The following is a 4,950-nucleotide window of genomic DNA, read 5'->3' as shown; positions in this document are numbered from 1 at the left end:
GCAACAGTGTTTTTAAAGAGCTTGGGGTGGAGGGGGAAAATTGAAAGAAAAGAGGGACATTTATTTATTTACGAGACTGTTATTTATTTACGAGACCGCTAAGGACAGTTTCTCATCTCTGGATGAAAAAGGTTTTGTGCAATTTGGTTATGGAATTGTTGGAGACGCTGGTATCCATGCTGCGGCTTGCCAAATGATTAATCCTTATCATTTGGGGGCTTTATCATTTTTGGGGGGGCCAGATTGACAACGAGGCTTTGAGGCAAAGGGGTGGATTTTAAGGCAAAGGGATTGAAATTTCTTGAGGAAGAGGTAAGCGTAGGGCGTGTCGTGTACTTGAGGAAGTTTTCGATGAGGCAATGAATGAGGTTGATCTGGGACTGAGGTTGATCTTGGCCGCGTGCTTGGCTTTCAATAGAACACCCTTCCTTGGGAAAAGGAAATTATTCTATCTCTCAAGTGCCCTCTTCTTTGCTGCACTACCTTGGGGCTTTGGTATTGAGGGCTGATGTTAACATTTGGCAGCTTTCTCATAAAAGCTTTATGGAAGATGAAAGTTTGGGCTTTGAAAAAAAATATCGAAAAAATCTATTTGGGCCGGTTTTGCTAGATGATTCAAATCGTCATAAAGACAAAGCAACTTCGTTACGATTTTCTTGCACTCGTTTGCTTCTTCTTTGGAAAGCAGCTTATCTTCCTGAAAATAAAAAGAGCACTTAGAATTTTAGAACCATAGATCCAAATTTGTGCAATAGAAGAAGATATTTTTATGAAAATTTGATCGACGAGAAAAGAGAAGCCTTAAGACAATAGGGGGCACACTGTGAGTGATGAAAACATGATGTTTGAAGGTGATGGAAAAAAATGCACCGCTGATATTGTCTTTATAAAAGATGAGGGATACAAGCGCTTGATATTGATTGAACCCTCATTCATTGTGAGGACGAAAGCTTCGGTTCATGAAAATGGCTTAGAAATTGAAACAAATGAGGGGTAAAAAAATGAGGGGCAATGGAAAAAATGCACCATTGGATAAAGAACCACGGTCTTTTGCGCTGGAAGAAGCGTTTTTGACAAGCAAAAATTATAAAGTCATCTTTTGCATTGCTTTCATTGTGGCAGCTTTTACAATGGCATTCTTTATGTTTTTTAAGTGGGATTTGACAGGGTGGTGGAATTATATCCTATTCATTTTAACATTAATATTGGTTTTTATATCAACGCTTCTTTTTGTACTCATTCCTGTTGCCTTTGTGGTCCGCATCATCTTTACGCGTTTGTTGAAAAAAAAGATCGATATGTTGGATCAAGCACTCTGGAAGCGAAGAAAAACGGCTTACCAACAAAACAGCGCGTGAAGGGAGGGCAGAAAATGAATACTGGTCTTTATATATTCTCATGCGTTGTAGGAGACCTTCTCTTCGTGCAATGTTTGAAGGTGATGGAAAAAAATGCACCGCTGATATTGTCTTTATAAAAGATGAGGGATACAAGCGTTTGATATTGATGAACCCTCATCCATTGTGAGGACGAAAGCTTCGGTTCATGAAAATGGCTTAAAAATTTGAGACAAATGAGGGGTAAAAAATGAGGGGCAATGGAAAAAATGCACCATTGGATAAAGAACCACGGTCTTTTGTGCTTGAAGAAGCGTTTCTGACACGCAAAAATTATAAAGTCATCTTTTGTATTGCTTTCATTGTGGCAGCTTTGAGAACGGTTCTTCGCTTCGTACCCATGTTGCTTGGGTGGAAGTTGGTGGAGTGGGAAGGGGATGTCGTGGCAGCTCTCTTGTTAATCATGTGGCTTATATCAGCGCTTCTTTTTGTACTCATCCCTGTTGCCTTTGTGGTTCGTATCATTTTCACGGTTCTGTTGAAAGAAAAGATCGATATGTTGGAGCAAGCACTCTGGAAGCGAAGAAAAACCGCTTCTCAACAAAACAGCGCATGAAGGGGCGGGGAAAATGATAGATATTAAAATAATGGATATTATTGTTGTACTCTCGTGGGGTGTGGGCTTGATGCTTTTCACGCTGCTTTCTGCTGTGGTCATGATGTTTATTTGGGCATTGTATTACTCTACTTTCAAGCGGGTGAGACTGTATTGCCAAGTGACAAAAGAATTAAGCCGCGTGCTTGAACAACCTGTTGCTTTTGAGCCGTCTAGTGGAGCAACGCCGATGATTAAGCCGTTATCTGAGGAAAAAGAGTTTTCTCTTTCTGATGAGGAAATCTTAACGATGGAAAGTGCAACGGCGCTTTTAAAGAGTTTGGGGTGGAAGGTGGAAATTGAAGGAAAAAGAGATCATTTGGCCACCTATTATTTACCAGATCGTGAAGTGCAGTTTCTTTATAATGCTGAGAAGGGGTATCCGCGATTTGATTGTGCAATTGCGGTGGTTTCTGGTATCCATGCGGCGACTTGCCAAACGATAGACCCTTATAATTCTGGAGGCTTGATTGCTCTTGAATTGAGTTTTGATGTGAAGGGGTTGGAAATTTTTGAAGAAAAGGTAAGCGTTGGATGTTTACGTCGTGCACTTGAGAAAGCTTTCGATGAGGCAATGACTGAGGTTGATCTTGGCAAGATGCTTCACTCTCAATATAGAATCCTGCCTTGGGAAAACAAAACTGTGGTCCCTCGGTTGGCTTCTTATTCCCTGCGTTATCTTGCGGCTCTGGCTTTGATGGGCGATGTTGAAACTTTACACTCTTATCACAAAAGCTTTATAGAAGGTGAGAAGCTGGGCTTTGAGGCAAGCATTGAAGAAGAGCATCTGGAACGCGCGATGGTGATCGCTCAGGCGGTAGAAAAGACAAAGCAACCCAGTTACGATTTGCTTCAACAGGCGGCAAAGGATTTTTCCATGGAGGTAGAAAGCTATGAATGTTTTAGAGCTACAGATCCCAATTTGTGCAATAGAAGAAGAGATTCTTATGAAAATTTGATCGAGGAAAAAAGACAAGAATTAAGGCAACAGGGATATTTTGTTTATGAAAAGGACGCGATTTGTGAGGTTGATGGAAAAAACTATCGTCCCGATATTCTTTACATAAAGGATGGGGAGTTAGAATATATGGATGTAGAAATTAGGATTGATGAAAAAAATTATTGAGAAAAATAAAGAGTTTAGATAAATTAAAAAGAGCTTAAACCTGAAAATAATGCGTAAAAAGCGCGAAGCGTAAAAGCAGAGGGGAACAATGCAGGAGAAAAAAGCAACATTTGAAGTGTCTTTCTTTTCATTTAGAAAATTTATGGTGTCTTCAGTGGAAAGGTGTAAAGGGGTGGGACGGTGTAAAATAATAGGGCACCGCTTTTTCATCATGTTTTATACATGCCTTATCATGATGGCTTTAGAAGTTCCTGCGGGTGCAAAATCTCTGGTACAGCCGTTGCAATGGACAAGATGGGAAGGAATTGGTTCTCTTATTTTTCTCTTACCAGTGTTGATATGGTTTTGTCTTCTCACACCCCTTCCTATTTTGTGGGGGATTTATCGTTTTAAAGAGCGTAAATTGGAAAAAATAAAGAAAAAACTAAAAGAAAAAATAAAGCAGCAAGAGATTAATCAATGAGGTTATACGCATGAGGGGTGAGGCCGCAGTTTTTATTTTGTTTCTGCCGATTGGATATTTTTTTCTAAATGCAGTTACAGTTTTTGCCATTTTTGTGAATATGATTATTGTGGCGCCTTATTATTCTTTAATCAAGCGTTTGAGGCTCTATTACAGAGTGAAAAAACAAAGACGTTTGATGAAAGAACATCCACAGCGTTTTTGTTTCTTTGAAAAAAGCGGAAAAGAAAAAGAGAGAGTGCCACAAAACTTAACACTAGAAACACAGATAAGTTTCTATTCGTTAAAAAAATGGCTCGCTTTTTCACGCAAAGATTATATCCTCCACGCATGCCTCTCTTTCATCATTATGTTTTTCAAAGCTTATGTCTATGTGAGTTTCTCTAAAAGGGTAGCTGAGATAGATGAGAGCAGATTTGAATATCTTGTCATTCTCTTGCTTTTCTGGTTTTTTTTATCGGTATGTATTTTTGCAACGATCCCTGTTGTTGTGATCCTTCGTGAAATTTTAACTCATCGATTGAAAAAGAAGATTCAGCAATTGGAAGAAGTGACTGAAGCAACCCAATCAATCAATTTATAAAAAGAAGGGGATAAAATGCATTACGAAATAGCGGCATTTTGGACGGTGATTTTTATCATTCTGCTGGGGGGTTTTTTTGATTTTTTCTTAACAATACCCATTGTGGCACTGTATATTTCTTTTATCAAGCGTTTGATCTCTTATTACAAGGTTACCAAACAATTAAACGCAGCGCTGAAAAAGCGCACGTAGTGCTCGTGTCATGGGGGAGGCATAAGTTTTAGATCATGCCATTGCTTCATGACGTGAGAGGAGGGCATCGATTGTTTTTCTCATTTTACGCTGATCTCTGGGGGGGGAAAGGGTTGATGGTGAGTGATAGGCTTATAATAAGCTTGTAATAGGCTTTAATGGGGCTGTTGATCGGAAGTTATTATTTTCTGTGAATTTGTAAAATCGTAAAAATGTGGAACTGTAATAGGGGGTGTGGTTGGTCAAGGGCTGTGAGGATTGTGGAGCGCTTGGGGAGAAGAGGTGCCAATGGAGGCATAAAGGTTGGATTGTGCAATGCGTCAAAATTAGAATGGGGGGAATGGAGGGCGTTGGGGGAAAAGGGTTGATGGCAATGAATAGGCTTATAATAAGCTTGTAATAGGCTTTAATGGGGCTGTTTATCGGAAGTTTGTTGTTTTCTGTGAATTTGTAAAATCGTAAAAATGTGGAACTGTAATAGGGTGTGTGGTTGATCAAGGGCTGTGAGGGTTGTGGGGCGCTTGGGGAGAAGAGGTGCCAATGGAGGCATAAAGGTTGGATTGTGCAATGCGTCAAAATTAGAATGGGGGGAAT

At 39.8% G+C, this 4,950-nt stretch carries 9 protein-coding genes; 8 read left to right on the top strand and 1 reads right to left on the bottom strand.

What is annotated here, in order from left to right:
* Positions 1-40: 40 nt before the first annotated feature.
* The 8 genes from ACFIMU_RS06735 (at position 41) to ACFIMU_RS06700 (ending at position 4,164) form a co-directional block, all read left to right on the top strand.
* Positions 41-247 (top strand): hypothetical protein, encoded by a 207-nt coding sequence (locus ACFIMU_RS06735; protein ID WP_375607593.1) that lies wholly within the window; start codon positions 41-43, stop codon positions 245-247.
* 182 nt (positions 248-429) lie between these two features.
* Positions 430-720 (top strand): hypothetical protein, encoded by a 291-nt coding sequence (locus tag ACFIMU_RS06730; RefSeq protein ID WP_375607087.1) that lies wholly within the window; start codon positions 430-432, stop codon positions 718-720.
* Positions 721-823: 103 nt separating this feature from the next.
* The gene (locus ACFIMU_RS06725; RefSeq protein WP_375607086.1) at positions 824-997 is read left to right on the top strand and encodes a hypothetical protein; all 174 of its coding nucleotides are present in this window, start codon (positions 824-826) and stop codon (positions 995-997) included.
* A gap of 4 nt (positions 998-1,001) precedes the next feature.
* The gene (locus tag ACFIMU_RS06720) at positions 1,002-1,358 is read left to right on the top strand and encodes a hypothetical protein (RefSeq protein ID WP_375607085.1); all 357 of its coding nucleotides are present in this window, start codon (positions 1,002-1,004) and stop codon (positions 1,356-1,358) included.
* Positions 1,359-1,587: 229 nt separating this feature from the next.
* On the top strand, positions 1,588-1,953 hold the full coding sequence (locus ACFIMU_RS06715) for a hypothetical protein (RefSeq protein ID WP_375687887.1): 366 nt from the start codon (positions 1,588-1,590) through the stop codon (positions 1,951-1,953).
* Between the two features lie 13 nt (positions 1,954-1,966).
* Positions 1,967-3,118 (top strand): DUF6990 domain-containing protein, encoded by a 1,152-nt coding sequence (locus ACFIMU_RS06710; RefSeq protein ID WP_375696923.1) that lies wholly within the window; start codon positions 1,967-1,969, stop codon positions 3,116-3,118.
* 154 nt (positions 3,119-3,272) lie between these two features.
* A complete protein-coding gene (locus ACFIMU_RS06705) occupies positions 3,273-3,581 on the top strand; it encodes a hypothetical protein (RefSeq protein ID WP_375696922.1) in 309 nt (102 codons plus the stop codon).
* Between the two features lie 10 nt (positions 3,582-3,591).
* Complete coding sequence (locus tag ACFIMU_RS06700; RefSeq protein WP_375687891.1) at positions 3,592-4,164, top strand: hypothetical protein; 573 nt, start codon at positions 3,592-3,594, stop codon at positions 4,162-4,164.
* Positions 4,165-4,762: 598 nt separating this feature from the next.
* On the opposite strand, the gene ACFIMU_RS06695 is transcribed toward ACFIMU_RS06700, so the two are convergent.
* Positions 4,763-4,950: hypothetical protein (locus ACFIMU_RS06695; RefSeq protein WP_375696026.1), on the bottom strand; the 188-nt coding region annotated here is incomplete at its 5' end.

It is taken from the genome of Bartonella sp. AC70YNML, assembly GCF_042196545.1.
In the GTDB taxonomy this organism is placed as follows: Bacteria; Pseudomonadota; Alphaproteobacteria; order Rhizobiales; family Rhizobiaceae; genus Bartonella.
The sequence above is the reverse complement of the archived record's forward strand: the minus strand, read 5'-3'. Positions and strand labels throughout refer to the sequence as shown.

Bases quoted from the DNA above. Each gene is read 5' to 3' on its own strand.
- ACFIMU_RS06715 (WP_375687887.1), top strand. From the start codon at position 1,588: ATGAGGGGCAATGGAAAAAATGCACCATTGGATAAAGAACCACGGTCT.
- ACFIMU_RS06720 (WP_375607085.1), top strand. From the start codon at position 1,002: ATGAGGGGCAATGGAAAAAATGCACCATTGGATAAAGAACCACGGTCT.
- ACFIMU_RS06710 (WP_375696923.1), top strand. From the start codon at position 1,967: ATGATAGATATTAAAATAATGGATATTATTGTTGTACTCTCGTGGGGT.
- ACFIMU_RS06700 (WP_375687891.1), top strand. From the start codon at position 3,592: ATGAGGGGTGAGGCCGCAGTTTTTATTTTGTTTCTGCCGATTGGATAT.